Source organism: Polynucleobacter sp. MWH-Jannik1A5, assembly GCF_018881795.1.
In the GTDB taxonomy this organism is placed as follows: Bacteria; Pseudomonadota; Gammaproteobacteria; order Burkholderiales; family Burkholderiaceae; genus Polynucleobacter.
In genome coordinates, this window is the sequence record NZ_JACVPQ010000001.1 from 862,088 (window position 1) to 877,035 (window position 14,948).

The 14,948-nt window shown below is 46.1% G+C and carries 17 protein-coding genes; 14 read left to right on the forward strand and 3 right to left on the reverse strand.

What is annotated here, in order from left to right; all coding sequences use genetic code 11:
- Nucleotide 1: 1 nt before the first annotated feature.
- The 13 genes from ICN23_RS04310 to priA all read left to right on the forward strand — a co-directional run bounded on the left by ICN23_RS04310 (nt 2) and on the right by priA (nt 12,430).
- On the forward strand, nt 2-772 hold the full coding sequence (locus tag ICN23_RS04310) for a ParA family protein (protein ID WP_216231068.1): 771 nt from the start codon (nt 2-4) through the stop codon (nt 770-772).
- A gap of 23 nt (nt 773-795) precedes the next feature.
- The gene (locus ICN23_RS04315; RefSeq protein ID WP_216231069.1) at nt 796-1,686 is read left to right on the forward strand and encodes a ParB/RepB/Spo0J family partition protein; all 891 of its coding nucleotides are present in this window, start codon (nt 796-798) and stop codon (nt 1,684-1,686) included.
- Nucleotides 1,687-1,755: 69 nt separating this feature from the next.
- Nucleotides 1,756-2,250 carry an ATP synthase subunit I gene (locus tag ICN23_RS04320; protein ID WP_216231070.1) on the forward strand — a complete coding sequence of 165 codons (495 nt, stop codon included), beginning with the start codon at nt 1,756-1,758 and terminating at the stop codon, nt 2,248-2,250.
- A 40-nt stretch (nt 2,251-2,290) separates the two neighbouring features.
- On the forward strand, nt 2,291-3,166 hold the full coding sequence (gene atpB, locus ICN23_RS04325; RefSeq protein ID WP_068320055.1) for a F0F1 ATP synthase subunit A: 876 nt from the start codon (nt 2,291-2,293) through the stop codon (nt 3,164-3,166).
- A 45-nt stretch (nt 3,167-3,211) separates the two neighbouring features.
- Entirely contained in the window at nt 3,212-3,478 is a 267-nt protein-coding gene (gene atpE / locus ICN23_RS04330) for a F0F1 ATP synthase subunit C (RefSeq protein WP_012357116.1), read from the forward strand.
- Between the two features lie 63 nt (nt 3,479-3,541).
- Nucleotides 3,542-4,012: a F0F1 ATP synthase subunit B gene (locus tag ICN23_RS04335; protein ID WP_072582048.1), complete on the forward strand. Its 471-nt coding sequence runs from the start codon at nt 3,542-3,544 to the stop codon at nt 4,010-4,012.
- Nucleotide 4,013: 1 nt separating this feature from the next.
- A complete protein-coding gene (locus ICN23_RS04340; protein ID WP_216231072.1) occupies nt 4,014-4,550 on the forward strand; it encodes a F0F1 ATP synthase subunit delta in 537 nt (178 codons plus the stop codon).
- Nucleotides 4,551-4,595: 45 nt separating this feature from the next.
- A complete protein-coding gene (atpA, locus tag ICN23_RS04345; protein ID WP_215348165.1) occupies nt 4,596-6,137 on the forward strand; it encodes a F0F1 ATP synthase subunit alpha in 1,542 nt (513 codons plus the stop codon).
- A 17-nt stretch (nt 6,138-6,154) separates the two neighbouring features.
- On the forward strand, nt 6,155-7,024 hold the full coding sequence (atpG, locus tag ICN23_RS04350) for a F0F1 ATP synthase subunit gamma (RefSeq protein WP_216231073.1): 870 nt from the start codon (nt 6,155-6,157) through the stop codon (nt 7,022-7,024).
- Nucleotides 7,025-7,079: 55 nt separating this feature from the next.
- Nucleotides 7,080-8,480, forward strand: a complete 1,401-nt coding sequence (atpD, locus tag ICN23_RS04355) for a F0F1 ATP synthase subunit beta (protein WP_071467468.1) — start codon at nt 7,080-7,082, stop codon at nt 8,478-8,480.
- 12 nt (nt 8,481-8,492) lie between these two features.
- Nucleotides 8,493-8,909 (forward strand): F0F1 ATP synthase subunit epsilon, encoded by a 417-nt coding sequence (locus tag ICN23_RS04360; RefSeq protein ID WP_215299186.1) that lies wholly within the window; start codon nt 8,493-8,495, stop codon nt 8,907-8,909.
- A gap of 9 nt (nt 8,910-8,918) precedes the next feature.
- Nucleotides 8,919-10,037, forward strand: a complete 1,119-nt coding sequence (gene hemE, locus ICN23_RS04365; RefSeq protein WP_216231911.1) for a uroporphyrinogen decarboxylase — start codon at nt 8,919-8,921, stop codon at nt 10,035-10,037.
- 266 nt (nt 10,038-10,303) lie between these two features.
- On the forward strand, nt 10,304-12,430 hold the full coding sequence (gene priA / locus ICN23_RS04370; protein ID WP_216231075.1) for a primosomal protein N': 2,127 nt from the start codon (nt 10,304-10,306) through the stop codon (nt 12,428-12,430).
- Between the two features lie 3 nt (nt 12,431-12,433).
- Here the strand turns inward: priA and gcvH are convergent, their stop codons facing one another.
- The gene (gcvH, locus tag ICN23_RS04375; protein WP_255532699.1) at nt 12,434-12,826 is read right to left on the reverse strand and encodes a glycine cleavage system protein GcvH; all 393 of its coding nucleotides are present in this window, start codon (nt 12,824-12,826) and stop codon (nt 12,434-12,436) included.
- Nucleotides 12,827-12,908: 82 nt separating this feature from the next.
- Here gcvH and ICN23_RS04380 point away from each other — a divergent pair, with 82 nt between their 5' ends.
- Nucleotides 12,909-13,553: an MBL fold metallo-hydrolase gene (locus ICN23_RS04380; protein WP_216860540.1), complete on the forward strand. Its 645-nt coding sequence runs from the start codon at nt 12,909-12,911 to the stop codon at nt 13,551-13,553.
- A gap of 21 nt (nt 13,554-13,574) precedes the next feature.
- Here the strand turns inward: ICN23_RS04380 and ICN23_RS04385 are convergent, their stop codons facing one another.
- Together ICN23_RS04385 and ICN23_RS04390 are read right to left on the reverse strand one after the other, a co-directional pair.
- On the reverse strand, nt 13,575-13,760 hold the full coding sequence (locus tag ICN23_RS04385) for a hypothetical protein (protein ID WP_041396810.1): 186 nt from the start codon (nt 13,758-13,760) through the stop codon (nt 13,575-13,577).
- 41 nt (nt 13,761-13,801) lie between these two features.
- Complete coding sequence (locus ICN23_RS04390) at nt 13,802-14,836, reverse strand: fatty acid desaturase (RefSeq protein ID WP_216231913.1); 1,035 nt, start codon at nt 14,834-14,836, stop codon at nt 13,802-13,804.
- Between the last annotated feature and the right edge of the window lie 112 nt (nt 14,837-14,948).

The following is a 14,948-nucleotide window of genomic DNA, read 5'->3' on the forward strand; positions in this document are numbered from 1 at the left end:
TATGGCAAAAATATTCTGTATCGCAAATCAAAAAGGCGGCGTTGGCAAGACCACTACTGCCGTTAATTTGGCCGCTGGTTTGGCGGGGCTCAAGCAGCGCGTTTTATTGGTTGACTTAGATCCACAGGGTAATGCAACCATGGGGTCCGGAGTAGAAAAAGCCGATCTAAATAGCAGCGTATACCAAGTGTTAATTGGTATGGCTTCCGTTAAAGAGTGCGCACAGCGTTGTGAAAGTTCTGGCTATGACGTGTTACCAGCCAATCGTGATTTAGCCGGCGCTGAAATTGAATTAGTAGATTTGGATTTGCGAGAAGTGCGTTTGAAGGATGCGCTTGCGCATGTGGCCGATGACTACGATTTTATTTTGATCGATTGTCCGCCCGCTTTATCTTTGTTAACGCTAAATGGATTGTGTGCAGCAAACGGTGTAATTGTTCCAATGCAATGTGAATATTTTGCACTGGAGGGTTTATCGGATTTAGTGAACACCATCAAACAAGTGCACGCAAATTTAAATCCAGATTTAGTCATCATTGGATTGTTACGCGTGATGTTTGATGCGCGTATGACATTGCAACAACAGGTTTCTGATCAGCTGCTTGAGCACTTTGGCGACAAAGTTTTCAAGACCATTATTCCGCGTAACGTGCGCCTTGCTGAAGCCCCCTCTTACGGGCTCCCTGGGGTTGCTTTTGACAAATCATCGCGTGGCGCAAAAGCGTATTTAGAGTTTGGCGCTGAGATGGTTGAACGCATTAAGCAGATGTAATTTTTAAAGAGAAAATATTGAACATGGTTGCTATTAAGAAAAAAGGTTTAGGTAGAGGTCTTGAAGCTTTGCTTGGAGAAAAAACCCAACAAGCCAGCCCATCCACCGACATTAACCGTTTACCGCTAACAGCTCTTCAGGCAGGCAAATATCAGCCGCGCCAAAAAATGGAAGCGGGCGCATTGCAAGAGTTGGCAGAAAGTATTCGTGAACAAGGCGTGATGCAACCGCTGTTAGTTCGTTTGGTGGCCCCCGGCAAATATGAAATCATTGCTGGCGAAAGACGTTTTCGCGCCGCCACTATTGCTGGCTTAAAAGAGGTTCCTGTTTTAGTTTCTGGTGCAGATGATCAAGCCGCCGCCGCAATGGCTTTGGTTGAAAATATGCAGCGTGAAGATTTAAATCCTCTTGAAGAGTCCCAAGGCTTAGCCAGGTTGATCGAGGAGTTTGGTTTTACGCATGAGCAGGCCGCTAAGGCGGTAGGAAAATCTCGCAGCGCCATTACAAACTTGTTACGGCTGGCCCAGCTGGCAAAGCCGGTGCAAGCCATGCTGCTGGCTGGTGACATAGACATGGGACATGCCCGCGCGCTACTTCCGCTTCCAGGTTCTAGTCAGGTTGCTCTAGCCCAAAGAATTTCTGCTCAAGGCCTATCAGTGCGAGAAGCCGAAAGAATGACCGCAGCTTTGGTGATTGCTGGCGGTCAAATAGGCGACAAAAAGGCTAAAAGTAAACCTGGTAGCCCAGCAAAAAGCACCGATCCCGATATGCAGCGTTTAACCCAAGAAATAGCGGATTTAATTGGTTTAAGTACGGAATTTAAGCTTAAAGGCAAGGGCGGAGAGCTCAGAATCCGCTTTAGTCAATTTGATGAGCTTGATTCCTTATTAAAAAAGTTGGGTATTGAGTCATAAATAAGGGCGAAAAATGTCCCCAAATCCTTTGACATATTGCAGTGCACACATTAAACTTTCGGGGCTAAATTGATTCCTCAAAAAAATCAATTTTCCGAGGTAAATGAGTGGGATGAGCCCGAAGAAGAAGTAATTCGGGTCTACAGCAAGGAAGAGATTGTTGCGTTGCAGCAAAGCAATGCGACAAAGTACCGAGCGCTTTCACCTTGGAAAATAGTGTTGGCTCAAATGTTGATTACGGCTATCAGCATGGTGTTTTGGTCAATTTTTGGGGAGCCGGTAGGGGTAAGCCTTTATACTCAGTCGGCCTTTTTAGGTGGTTTAATTAGCGTCTTGCCCGCAACCCTATTTTTAATCAGGTTGGAGTTGGCAAAAAAATCGCAAATATTGAATCCAGGAAGATTTTTGGCGGCATTAGTTTCAGGCGAATTTATCAAAATCGTCGTGACTTTAATGCTGTTTATTGGGATTGCGTATTTAGTCCCAGGCGTGCTTTGGGTCCCATTATTGGTGACTTACCTGCTTGCCTTGAAGTGTGTTTGGCTGGCGTGGTTGTGGCGCTAAGTAGTGACAATTGAGATTGAAACAAAGGACTAGTTAAGAGATGTCTAGCGAAGTAAACCAAGCCCACGGGGCAGCAGAGCAAATGACGCCAACAGCGTATATTTCTGAGCACTTACAAAACCTCAACAATTCAGGTGGACCACAGACGTCTATTATTGATTTCAGCATTATCAATTTAGACACGATTTTTTGGGCATCCCTCATGGGTTTGCTCGCTGTATTTATTTTGTTGATTGCGGCTCGTCGCGCAACCCCTGGCGTACCAGGTCGTTTCCAGTGCTTTGTTGAAATGATTGTTGAAATGGCAGAGACACAATCTAAGAGCATTGTTCATGGCGATCGTTCTTACATTGCTCCGCTTGCACTATTTGTATTCTTTTGGATCATCTTGCTCAACACTTTGGACTTAGTGCCGGTGGATTGGGTGTTAGGCGTAAATCATTTCATTGAAAGTTTTGGCGTGCATGTGCCACACCATAAAGTTGTGCCAACAACTGATCTCAATGCAACGATGGGCATGTCTATGTCTGTTTTGCTCTTAGTCTTCTTTTACAGCTTCAAGGTAAAAGGTTTTGGCGGATTCTTGCATGAGCTCGTTTCTGCACCGTTTGGCGCTAAGTGGTACTTGGCCCCATTTAACCTTGCTTTGAACATCATCGAATATCTTGCAAAAGGTGTTTCATTGGGAATGCGACTTTTCGGCAACATGTATGCCGGCGAGCTGGTTTTCTTGTTGATCGCACTGCTAGGTAGTGTGTGGACATTTAATTTAGATTTATCCCTGTTCGGATTGGTGGGCCATGTTATTGCTGGATCAGCTTGGGCCATCTTCCACATTTTGGTTATTTTGTTGCAAGCCTTTATTTTCATGATGTTGACCTTGGTCTACATCGGGCAAGCGCATAGCCATCACTAAGATTTTTATTTTTAACTTATCTCTTTAACTTCAGGAGTCAGCAACATGCAACAATTTCTCGCAAACATTCAAGGTTTCACAGCAATCGCTATCGGCATCATCATCGGCCTCGGCGCGATCGGTGCTTGTTTAGGTATTGCATTGATGGGCGGTAAGTACATCGAAGCTTGTGCACGTCAACCAGAATTGATGGAGCCACTCCAAACTAAGATGTTCCTTTTGGCTGGTTTGATCGACGCTGCGTTCTTGATCGGCGTTGGTGTTGCAATGTTGTTTGCTTTCGCAAACCCACTGCTCGCAGTTATTAAGTAATTGTTTTGGCGTGGATGACCAAGGGGTCATCCAACTGTTCTCAACAATACTGAAAGGAATATCGTGAATCTGAACGCGACCCTATTCGCGCAAATGATCGTTTTCTTCGTCTTATGGTGGGTTGTTGCACGCTTTGTGTGGCCACCACTTGTTAAGGCGTTAGATGAGCGTTCAAGCAAAATTGCTGATGGTTTAGCTGCTGCCGAGCGCGGTAAAGAAGCACTCGCATTAGCCAGCAATGAAGCTGAGCAAGAATTAACAAAAGCACGCCAAGAAGGTGTTCAACGCGTTGCTGAAGCCGAAAAACGTGCACAAATGTCAGCCGAAGAAATTCGCGCTAACGCACAAGCTGAAGCAGCTCGAATCATTTCTCAAGCGCAGCAAGACGCAGCTCAACAAGTTACTCGCGCACGTGAAGTGTTGCGAGCAGAAGTTGCTGTGCTTGCCGTTAAAGGTGCTGAGCAAATTTTGCGTCGTGAAGTTGATGCAAAAGCGCACGGCCAGTTGCTTGACCAACTAAAGGCAGAACTTTGATATGGCTGATTTAGCCACTATTGCACGTCCTTATGCGGAAGCGCTTTTTCAAAGCGCCAAGCCAGCTGAGCTCGCTGGTTGTTTAGAGCAATTAAACGAATTGGCACAGCTTGCTGCTTTGCCAGAAGTTGCTGCTTTGTCAAACAATCCAAAAGTATCCGCTGATGATTTAAGCAAGTTACTTTCTGGCATGGTGAAGACCAAGTTAGATGGCAAAGTTGCCAGCTTTTTAAATCTTGTGAATCAAAACCACCGCTTAGCAGCCGTTCCTGAAATTGCTCATCAATTTGAAGCAATGAAGAACAAGAGCGAAGGCGCAGCAGAAGTAAACATTACCAGCGCATTCCCTTTAGAGGGTTCTGCGTTGAATGATTTGTTGTCAAGTTTGAAGAAGCGCTTTGGGGGTAAAGAATTGCGCCCAACTATTCAAGTTGACCCAACATTGATTGGCGGTGTTCGCATTCAGGTTGGCGACGAAGTAATGGATAGTTCAGTTAAGGCTCAGTTAGCTCAAATGCAAGCAAGTCTTGGCGCATAAGTGATCCCTATTAAGAACATACGAAATAAGACCCAGGAGTAAGTAATGCAACTCAACCCTTCCGAGATCAGCGAGCTGATCAAAAGCCGAATTAGCGAATTGGGCGTTGACTCCCAAGTTCGCAACGAAGGCACTGTTATTTCAGTGACCGACGGTATTTGCCGCGTACATGGCTTGTCAGGCGTTATGCAGGGCGAAATGTTGGAGTTTCCTAACAACACCATTGGCCTCGCGTTAAACCTAGAGCGTGATTCTGTTGGTGCCGTAGTGTTGGGTGAATACACCCACATTAAAGAAGGCGACCCAGTTAAATGTACTGGCCGCATTTTGGAAGTTCCAGTTGGCCCAGAGTTGCTCGGTCGCGTTGTAAACGCGCTCGGTCAACCGATTGATGGCAAAGGCCCAATCAACACCAAGTTAACTGACTTTATTGAAAAAGTTGCTCCTGGCGTTATCGCACGTCAATCTGTTAGCCAGCCAGTACAAACTGGTTTGAAGGCGATTGATGCGATGGTTCCAATTGGCCGTGGTCAGCGTGAGTTGATCATTGGCGACCGCCAAACTGGTAAGACAGCTGTTGCGGTTGACGCGATCATTAACCAAAAAGGTAAAGGCGTTTATTGCGTTTACGTGGCGATCGGTCAAAAAGCTTCTACTATTGCTAACGTTGTTCGTAAGCTCACAGAATTGGGCGCGATGGAGTACACCGTGGTGGTTGCAGCGAGTGCTTCTGAGTCTGCAGCGATGCAATACCTCTCTGCTTACGCAGGTTGCACTATGGGCGAATACTTCCGTGACCGCGGCGAAGACGCTTTGATTGTTTACGATGACTTGACCAAGCAAGCAGTTGCTTATCGTCAAATCTCCTTGTTGCTCCGCCGCCCACCAGGCCGCGAAGCTTATCCTGGCGACGTGTTCTACCTCCACTCACGCTTGCTTGAGCGTGCTGCTCGTGTAAATGCTGAGTATGTTGAGAAGTTCACTAACGGCGCAGTAAAAGGCAAAACTGGTTCTTTGACCGCATTGCCAATTATTGAAACTCAAGCCGGTGACGTTTCTGCATTCGTTCCAACCAACGTAATTTCGATTACTGACGGTCAGATCTTCTTGGAAACTGACTTGTTCAATGCTGGTGTGCGTCCCGCGATTAACGCCGGTATTTCTGTATCCCGCGTTGGTGGTGCTGCACAAACTAAAGTTATTAAGAAATTGTCTGGCGGTATTCGTACCGACTTAGCGCAATATCGTGAATTGGCAGCGTTTGCACAGTTCGCGTCTGACCTCGACGAAGCAACCCGCAAGCAGTTAGAGCGCGGTCGTCGTGTTACTGAATTGTGTAAGCAAGCTCAATACAAGCCACTCCAAGTTTGGGAAATGGCTGCTTCACTCTATGCTGTTAATAACGGCTACTTCGATGACCTCGAAGTGAAGAACGTATTGGCCTTCGAAAAAGGTTTGCAAGATCATTTGAAATCTAAATACGCTGACTTAGTTGCTCGTATTGAAGAGACTAAAGACTTGAGCAAAGATGACGAAGCTGCATTGCGCGCTGCTATTGAGGATTACAAGCGTTCTGCCTCTTTCTAAGAGGGCTCGCATAAATCATGGCAAGCACAAAAGAGATACGATCTAAGATCAAGAGCGTGCAAAACACGCGCAAGATCACGAAGGCAATGGAAATGGTCGCCGCATCCAAGATGCGTCGCGCCCAGGAGCGCATGCGTAATGCGCGCCCATACGCTGAAAAAATTCGTGAGATTGTTGCCAATCTTTCTAAAGCAAATCCTGAGTTCCGCCCTGCTTACATGGCAACTCGTGAAGTGAAGAAGGTTGGTACGATTTTGGTTACGACAGACAAGGGCCTGTGCGGCGGTTTAAATACCAACGTCTTGCGTTTGATTGCTAACCAAGTGCGCGATTTGCAAGAAAACAATATTGAGATTGCGTACACCGCAATTGGTTCAAAAGGTTTGCAATTTTTGAATCGCTCAAAAGCAAAACTGATTTCTCAAACAATTCAAATTGGCGATACGCCGCATTTGGATGTTTTGATTGGTGCGATTACTGCCCAATTGGAGGCGTTTGAGCGCGGCGAGATTGATGCTGTTTATTTGGCATATACCCGCTTCGTAAATGCAATGAAACAAGAGCCTGTTTTAGAAAAACTCTTGCCTTTGGAGGCAGAAGCTTTGACTCCAGAAGAGAAAACGGGCAACTCTTGGGATTACATCTACGAACCTGACGCAGAGTCCATTTTGAATGGCCTGCTTAAGCGTTACGTTGAAGCAATGATTTATCAGGCGGTTGCTGAAAACATGGCTTCTGAGCAGTCTGCACGTATGGTCTCAATGAAGGCCGCTTCAGATAATGCGAAGAACGTAATTGGCGAATTGCAATTGGATTACAACAAGACACGACAAGCTGCTATTACTAAAGAGCTGTCAGAAATTGTTGGCGGAGCGGCTGCGGTTTAAGCGGTCAGCGTTTAGGAATACGAAAGAATTCAGGAATTAAAAGCGGAGAAATGCGATGAGTAACGGAAATATCGTGCAGTGTATCGGTCCAGTGGTGGACATTCAGTTCCCACGCGACAAAATGCCAAACATTTATGATGCATTGACATTAGTTGATAGCGGCGAAAAATCATTTGCTGAAAAAGGGTTGACCTTTGAAGTTCAGCAACAAATCGGCGACGGCGTAGTTCGCGCGATTGCCATGGGTGCGAGCGATGGCTTGCGTCGTGGCATGGAAGTGAAATCTACAGGTAAGCCAATTTCTGTACCAGTTGGCCCAGCAACTTTGGGCCGCATTATGGACGTTTTGGGTCGCCCAATTGACGACGCTGGTCCGATTGCAACTGAAGAGCGTCGCGCTATTCACCAACCAGCACCGAAGTTTGATGAGCTCTCCCCTTCTGTTGACTTGCTCGAAACAGGCATTAAGGTTATTGACTTAGTTTGCCCATTCGCTAAAGGCGGTAAGGTTGGCTTGTTCGGTGGTGCGGGTGTTGGTAAGACCGTGAACATGATGGAATTGATTAACAACATCGCTAAGCAACACTCAGGTTTATCAGTGTTTGCGGGTGTTGGTGAGCGTACTCGTGAAGGTAATGACTTCTACCACGAGATGAAAGAATCTAACGTTATCGACAAAGTGGCGATGGTGTTTGGTCAGATGAACGAACCTCCAGGTAACCGTTTGCGCGTTGCGTTGACTGGTTTGACAATGGCTGAAGCATTCCGTGACGAAGGCCGTGACATTTTGTTCTTCGTTGACAACATCTACCGTTACACATTGGCCGGTACTGAAGTTTCTGCGTTGCTCGGTCGTATGCCTTCTGCTGTGGGCTACCAGCCTACATTGGCTGAAGAGATGGGTAAATTGCAAGAACGTATTACTTCTACTAAGACTGGTTCTGTTACCTCTATTCAGGCCGTTTACGTTCCTGCGGATGACTTGACCGATCCGTCACCAGCTACAACCTTCTTGCACTTAGACTCCACAGTTGTGTTGTCACGTGACATCGCTGCATTGGGTATTTACCCAGCGGTTGATCCATTGGATTCAACCAGCCGTCAGCTCGACCCACAAGTGGTTGGTCAAGAGCACTATGAAGTTGCTCGTGACGTACAGATGACATTGCAGCGCTACAAAGAATTGCGCGACATTATTGCGATTTTGGGTATGGACGAATTGTCTCCAGAAGACAAATTGGCTGTATCACGTGCTCGTAAGATTCAGCGTTTCTTGTCACAGCCTTTCCACGTTGCTGAAGTGTTTACTGGTTCACCAGGCAAATACGTTCCATTGAAAGAAACTATCCGTGGTTTCAAAATGATCTGCAGCGGCGAATTGGATCACTTGCCTGAGCAAGCGTTCTACATGGTGGGTTCAATTGATGAAGCCATCGAGAAAGCCAAGAAGCTTTAATCTAGGGAAATTATGTCAACCATACGCGTCGATGTAGTAAGTGCTGAGCAGTCTATTTTCAGCGGGGAAGCGAAGTTTGTTGCGCTTCCTGGCGAAAGTGGTGAGCTCGGCATTTTGCGCGGCCACACTCCTTTGATTACACGTATTCGTCCAGGTTCAGTTCGTATTGAAAAAGCTGACGGCGATGAAGAGTTTGTTTTCGTAGCAGGTGGCTATTTAGAAGTTCAGCCTGATCACGTTACCGTATTGGCAGATACTGCCATTCGCGGTCATGACCTCGATGAAGCTAAAGCTACTGAAGCCAAGAAGCGCGCTGAAGAAGCTATGCAAAATCGTGGCACTGACTTTGATTTGGCTTTGGCCCAGTCCGAGTTTGCAATGGCAGCAGCACAGTTGGCTGCAATTGCTCGTTTCCGTCGTAAAAAGTAATAGCCGGTCATCTCCTTGCTGTTAAATGATCGGTTTTTAAAGGCCTGCCTGGGCGAAGCGGTTGATCAAACACCGCTTTGGCTCATGCGTCAAGCTGGCCGCTATCTCCCTGAATACAACGCTACACGCGCTAGAGCTGGAAGTTTTCTAGGGCTCGCAAAAAATCCTGCTTACGCTACGGAAGTAACCCTTCAGCCTTTGGATCGCTATCCATTAGATGCGGCTATTTTGTTCTCCGATATTTTGACCATTCCCGATGCAATGGGGTTGGGCCTGAAATTTACCGCCGGTGAAGGCCCTAGCTTTGATCACCCCCTGCGTACTGAAGAGGCGGTTAAGAAATTACGTCTAGCTGATATGGATCAGCTTAAATATGTTTTTGACGCTGTTTCAGAAATTCGTAAAGCATTAATTCAGGATGGCAAACAGCGCGTTCCATTAATTGGCTTCTCTGGAAGCCCATGGACATTGGCTTGCTACATGATTGATGGCTCTAGTGCTGATGATTTTCGTCATGCTAAAACCATGATGTTTAGTCGCCCTGATTTGATGCAGCATATTCTTGATATTAATGCACAATCGGTTGCCGCCTATTTAACTGAGCAAGTAAAGGCTGGGGCACAGGCGCTAATGATTTTTGATACTTGGGGTGGCATGCTTCCAGATGGCTGGTATCAAAAGATGTCTTTGGCCTCTATGCAAAAAGTGATTGCTATGTTGCCCCGCGAGCATGAAGGCAGAAAAATTCCTGTGATCATGTTTACTAAAGGCGGCGCAATTTGGCTTAATGACATGGCGCAAGTTGGTGCTGATGTGATTGCGATTGACTGGACGATGTCATTAAGTCGCGCAAGAAAACAATTGCTCGCAATGAATAAGCCTTTAGCATTGCAAGGTAATTTGGACCCGCTAATCTTGTTCTCAGAACCAAAGCAAATTGCTGAACAAGCAAGCCTCATTCTGGAAGATTTAGCGAGCGCACCAGCCCTTAAATCTGGTTTACATCCTTTAGATGGCCATGTGTTTAATTTGGGTCACGGCATTTCTCAGTTCACCCCTCCTGAGAGCGTCACTGCACTGGCTGAAGCTGTCATTAATCGCTCTAGGTCACTCAGAACAAAGTCATAATCCTGAGTAGTCGCTAACTTGCCAATAATTTTTTTAACGAAAGTTATGCACAGATAGCGACAAAATTTGAAATTCAGTGAGATTGCGATTAAAGATGAAACTTCACATTCGAATATCTCTATAAGTCATTGATATATATAGAAAATAACAAAAAAGCTTTAAAAGAGTGCAAAAACGGAAAGCTGATAAATTAGTTTATAAATCAGAATCCTCGGATGATATCCACAGACTTATCCACAAGCTAAATAAGAAATCAGACGTAATTCATGGCCCCTCCAATCGTTGTTCAGGTCGTCGTTGACAAGCCCCTTGCCCAGGGCTTTGACTACCTGTGGGATGAGGGGTTACTAGGAGGCCCGCCAACTATTGGTGCGCTGGTAGAGGCCCCCTTTGGGCGAAGCTCGCTTGTCGGAATTGTTATTAAAGTAAGTGCTCACTCTGACTACGAGATTGATAAATTAAAAAAAGTTTCTAAGGTTGCCCCACTGCCCCCTTTAGACCCAGCAGTGCTGCGCTTAATGAACTTTGCTAGTCAGTATTACATCCATGCTCTTGGGGAAACCATTATCCCCACCATTCCACAGATGTGGAAAAAGCCGGATGACTGGGAAAAAATTCCAAAAAAGTTAGTTGCTGACGAAGCAAAGCAAAAGAAAAAAACGAAACAAGAAGCTGTTGAGGGATATGTCGATGAAGGCCATTTAAACGAAGGACAAAAACTTGCATTAGAAAAATTGCGAGCCTGCCCCTCGAATAAATTCAAAGCAATTCTTTTACAAGGACAAACTGGAAGCGGAAAGACTGCAGTATTTTTAAATTGGCTCAGCGGAATTTTGCAGGATGCAGATGCACAAGTGTTGCTCTTGGTACCCGAGATAAATTTAACGCCACAGTTAGAGCGCAGGGTGCGCGCGTATTTCCCAGACAAAAAAATGGTCGTGCTTCACAGTGGCGTAAGTGAAAAAGTCAGAGGTATTGCATGGCACGATGCAATGACTGGCAAAGCGCAAATTATTTTAGGCACACGTCTTGCCGCTTTAACGCCGCTACCCAATCTTCGCGCTATTGTTGTTGATGAAGAGCATGACCCATCCTATAAACAACAAGACGGAATTCGTTACTCTGCACGCGATCTTGCTATTTGGCGAGCTCATGATTTAAATATTCCGATTCTCTTGGCATCCGCCACGCCATCACTTGAAACCTGGATGGCTGCTAGGGCTGGCCGCTATGAAAACATTCGCTTAGATCAGCGTGCACAAGGCGCAAGTCTTCCCAAAGTACATTTAGTGAACACGCGTGATCCACAAACACAATTTAGTCCTGGCGATGTAGAGAAGCCAAAGTCTAAAAGCCTCATTACTAAAACGCTTGCTCATGCGGTCAGTCAGAATTTAGAAAAACAGCAGCAAAGCCTCATACTCATCAATAGACGTGGTTATGCGCCGGTGTTGAGTTGCAGTGCCTGCTCATGGCTATCTAAATGTGAGCAATGTAGTTCATACATGGTGCTTCATAAGGCTGGCGCTTTGACCAGAAAATCAGTTTTGAGTTGCCATCACTGCGGCCTAGCTAAGAGCATCCCGCATCATTGCCCTGAGTGCGGCAATGCTGATCTAAAGACCCTAGGGCAAGGCACCCAAAAGGTTGAAGACTCTATTGAGGAGATGTGGCCCAATGCCCGGGTGCTGAGGGTCGACACGGACTCAAGCAGAAAAAGCAAGGGTGCTGAAGAGCTCTTTCAGGAGATACATGCGGGGAATGTAGATATCGTTGTTGGCACCCAGATGATTGCCAAGGGGCACGATTATCAAAACATCGGCTTAGTGGCCGTATTAGATGCTGACAGTAGATTGTTTTCTCAAGACTTCAGGGCAGCAGAAAGATTATTTGCACAGCTGGTTCAGGTAGCTGGTCGTGCCGGAAGATCTGGCAAAGATGGTGATGCGAGCGGCGCAATTTATATTGAAACCCAGTTTCCGGAGGCAGCAGTCTTCCAGTTTTTGCTGCGTCACGACGTCGATGGATTTTTATCCTTTACGGCAAATGAAAGGAAAGAAGCGGGCCTGCCCCCATTTGCCTATCAGGCATTAGTGCATGCTGAGGCTAAAAGCCTGGATAAGGCCATTCAATTTTTGGGTACCTTGAAGGGATACCTAAAGTCTGGCGGCCACATATCTAAAGGCCTCAGAGTCTATGACCCCGTTCCCAAGGCCATGATGCGCGTGGCAGGTTCAGAGCGTGCCCAACTATTGGTGGAGTCAGATGACCGCAAAAACCTACAAGAAATTTTAGAAGCAGTAGATCGCTATTTGCGTGAGAATTCTCAGGGGCGCATTAGCAAGGAAGGTCGTATCCGTTGGCTTATTGAGCGCGACCCAATTTCAATCTAACTTTTAGGCCCCAGGACCTGCATTATATTTTTCTAAAGTTAAGAGCTGACCTAAATCAGAGGTAAGACTCGCATCAGATATGGGTTTGATTTTGAATAACCAAACACCATAAGGATTTTCATTAACAAGCTCAGGCGATGCATCCACTTCTTCATTAAGAGCAACAATTTCTCCGCTCACGGGCGCATGAATATCGCTCGCAGCTTTTACTGATTCAATCACTGCAATAGCTTCGCCCTGCTTGACTTGTTGACCAAGCTTTGGTGCTTGAAAGAACATGACATCACCAAGCGCCTCTTGGGCGTGGTTGCTGATGCCAACCCAGATTAGGCCATCATCTTCCTGATCGGCCCATTCGTGGGTTTCTGCAAATTTAAAAGTATCTTGGCTGTTCATTGTTTTATCCTTTAAGCACATTTTATGCCCACTCTCATAAAATGAATGATCATCAAATTATGAATTTATCTGCTGGATATATATGCCAATCAAATTAGGAATCGTACCTGTTACGCCTTATGAGCAAAATTGCTCCATCTTGGTTTGCCAAGAGACTGGCGACGCTGCGGTGGTAGATCCAGGTGGAGATATTGAAAAGATCCTCGATGGCGTTAAGCAGATGGGTGGAAGCGTTAAAAAGATCTTGCTCACTCATGGGCATCTTGATCATTGTGCAGCTGCCAAAGACTTGGCTGATCAGCTGGGCGTGCCTATTGAGGGGCCGCAGGAAGACGAGCGATTTTGGATTGATCAATTACCAGAGCAAACGGTGCGCTTTGGTTTTGGACATGCCAAAGTTTTTGAGCCTGATCGTTGGTTGAATAATGGCGATCATGTGCAGGTGGGCAATATTGATCTTGAAGTGTTTCATTGTCCAGGACACACTCCCGGTCACGTTGTATTTTTTGATAAAGAGGATCGTTTGGCAATTGTCGGCGATGTCTTGTTTGCCGGATCAATCGGAAGAACAGACTTTCCACGAGGTAACCACGCAGATTTAAGTAACGCGATTAAAACAAAATTGTGGCCTTTGGGGGATGATGTTCAGTTTGTGCCGGGCCATGGACCCATGTCGACATTCGGCCAAGAACGAAAAACGAATCCCTATGTTGGAGATCGCGCTTAAAACTTTTTACTACTAGTGATATTAGGTTTTTGCTGAACCGGTACGATGTGTACGGTTGTATAAACAGCTAGCGCAGATCCAGCGTTGCTTACGATTGCTTGTTGGAATCCAAGTGCCACCCTCAAGTCGTTTTTCACGGCTGCAAGAAGAGCAAAATTTAAGGCTCTGAGAGGTTTCTTGGGTAGCTGCTGGAGTCGAGGTAGTCATGGGCAATCCGGGTAAGGCAAATCTTATACAGAAGATCTATTTTACCCGTTTTGTCCCGCTGGGGCTGGGCTAAGCACAACCCGGACCGAATCTGCTGTTTTATTGCCATCAAAATCGAGCCATGCCTTGTTTTCAAAGTCGTATAGCTTGCATTTGCGAGCAGTATCGAAATACCAAGCCCAGGAGAACTTTTGTACAAAAATACGCTCTGGAAGGATGGTTTCTAGTGTCTGTTGGGCCTCTGGCAAGCGATAAAGCGGTACGCTCATATCGACGTGGTGGGCAGTGTGCTCCATGATGTGGTGCATCAATTTGCCCCAAATCCAGTTAAAAGTCAGATGTACGGTTGTAGAGACAAACGGTTGAGCACGTAGCCACTCAGATTTCTTGTCATACCAAGATACCTTTGGGTGGGTATGGTGTACGTAGACTACAAATCCAATCATGCCGTTCCAGAACAAAAATGGAACTACAAAACCAGTGATTAAGCCAACCCAGATAGATTGTCCTGTAGCGATAGCGCCAGCGATTAAGCAGCCGATCCAAACAATCGCAAATGCGGTAACAAGCAGATTATCTTTTAGGAAAATTGGACGATCACCGGGTTTATTTTTTGCATTTGGGAAGTACTCACGTCTCCACCAAATTTCAATTAGGTAATAGAAAACAGGACCCCAGCCGCTGCGGTAAAGGCGCTCTAGAGCCTTACGCCATGCGGGAAGCGCGTCGAATTCTGATTTTGATAAAGGCGCCCAAACAAAGTCAAAACCCTTCAAATTTGTTTGGCCATGATGCACAACGTTGTGACCAACATCCCACAAGCTATAGGGTGTGAGTGATGGCAAGAATGCAATACGACCCAACACTTTGTTGAGTTCGCGATTAGGGGTGTAGCTTTGGTGACAAGCGTCATGACCCAGAATAAAGATGCGTCCTGTTACAAAGCCTGCGACCAAACCAAAAATAATTTTGAGCAGAATACTTTCAACAAAAATAGTTCCTGCAATGCAGCCGAGCCATAAGAGAGCATCGATTACTAGGAGCAAGATTGCACGCCCAGTTTCACCCTGTGCCATTGGAATTAGCCAGCTACGAATGATTTTTCGATGCGGTAATGGCGCCTCTGGCGGCAAAGGGTTGGTGAGGGAGGGCTCTGAAAGGGCGGTATTTAGATGTGTAGACACGATA